1 protein-coding gene is annotated in these 1610 nt (G+C 73.2%); it reads left to right on the top strand.

Translation table 11 applies throughout. From position 1 onward, the window contains the following. Positions 1-1485 (top strand): aminopeptidase family protein P (locus D7W79_RS41875; RefSeq protein ID WP_147442355.1); only part of this gene is annotated, 1485 nt, incomplete at its 5' end. Between the last annotated feature and the right edge of the window lie 125 nt (positions 1486-1610).

The following is a 1610-nucleotide window of genomic DNA, read 5'->3' as shown; positions in this document are numbered from 1 at the left end:
CCGCAGGGGCAGGTGGTGGCGGTGGACGGGGCGGTGCTGGGCCTGGGCCTGGCGCGCTCGGCGGCCACGCAGCTGTCGGCGGCGGGGGTGGTGCTGCGCACGGACCTGGACGTGGTGGCGGAGGCCTGGGCGGACCGGCCGCCCCTGCCCGCCGCGCCCGTGTACGCGCACGCGCTGTCACCGGTGCCGCGCACCGACAAGCTGCGGGCCGTGCGCGCGGAGATGGGCGTGCTGGGCGCGACGCACCACTTCATCTCCACGCTGGACGATGTCGCGTGGCTGACGAACCTGCGCGGCGCGGACGTGGACTACATCCCGGTGTTCCTGGCGCACCTGCTGGTGGAGCCCGGTGGGGCCCGCCTGTTCATCGGTGCGGGCAAGGTGCCGGACGGCTTGCGCGCGGAGCTGGAGGCGGACGGCGTCACCCTCCACCCCTACGACGAGGCGGCCCGCGCGCTGGGGGCGCTGCCGGAGGGGACGCGGCTGCTCGTGGACCCCCGGCGCATCACCCACGGGCTGCGGCAGGCGGTGGGCAAGGGCGTCTCCGTGGTGGAGGGGCTCAACCCGTCCACCGTGGCCAAGTCGCGCAAGACGGACGCGGAGCTCGCGCACTTCCGCAACGCGATGGAGCAGGACGGGGCCGCGCTGTGCGCGTTCTTCGCCTGGTTCGAGTCCGCCCTGGGCCGCGAGCCCATCACCGAGCTGACCGTCGACGAGCGCCTCTCCGCGGAGCGGGCAAGGCGCCCGGGCTTCGTGTCGCTCAGCTTCTCCACCATCGCCGCGTTCAACGCGAACGCCGCGATGCCGCACTACCGCGCGACGCAGTCCTCGCATGCGACGGTGTGCCTGCCAGGGCAGACGCCGCGGGGCCTGCTGCTCATCGACTCCGGCGGGCAGTACACGTCCGGCACCACGGACATCACCCGCGTGGTGCCCGTGGGGGAGCCCACGGCGGAGCAGCGGCGCGACTTCACCCTGGTGCTGCGCGGGATGATCAACCTGTCCCGGGCCCGCTTCCCCCGGGGCACCCGCTCCCCGAACCTGGACGCGCTGGCGCGGGCGCCGCTGTGGGCGGAGGGGCTGGACTACGGCCACGGCACGGGCCACGGCGTGGGCTTCTTCCTCAACGTCCACGAGGGGCCGCACGGCGTCTCCCCGACGATGCCCAACGACCTCACCACGGCGCTGGAGCCGGGGATGATCACCTCCAACGAGCCCGGCCTCTACCGCCCGGGCCGCTGGGGCATCCGCATCGAGAACCTCATCGCCGCGGTGCCGGACAAGAAGACGGAGTTCGGCGACTTCCTGCGCTTCGAGACGCTGAGCCTCTGCCCCATCGACACGCGGCTGGTGGACCCGGCCCTGCTGTCGCGCGAGGAGACGGACTGGCTCAATGCCTATCACGCCACCGTGCGCGAGCGGCTCCAGCCCCACCTCCAGGGCGCCGCGCGCGACTGGCTGCTCCAGCGCACCCAGCCCCTCTGACTCGACTTTCGCCCTTTTGAGCCGGGAGGCCCAAGCAGGGGGGCGAGGGTAGAAGGGGCTGAGGGTAGGAGAAGAGCGGCCATCGAGGCCAGCTGAGAGAGGTGTCCGGCAAGACACGCCTCCTC

Origin of the sequence: Corallococcus exercitus, assembly GCF_003611585.1 — a bacterium.
Classification (GTDB): domain Bacteria; phylum Myxococcota; class Myxococcia; order Myxococcales; family Myxococcaceae; genus Corallococcus; species Corallococcus exercitus.
Note: the sequence above shows the minus strand (reverse complement) of the source record. Positions and strands in the feature narration are given on the sequence as shown.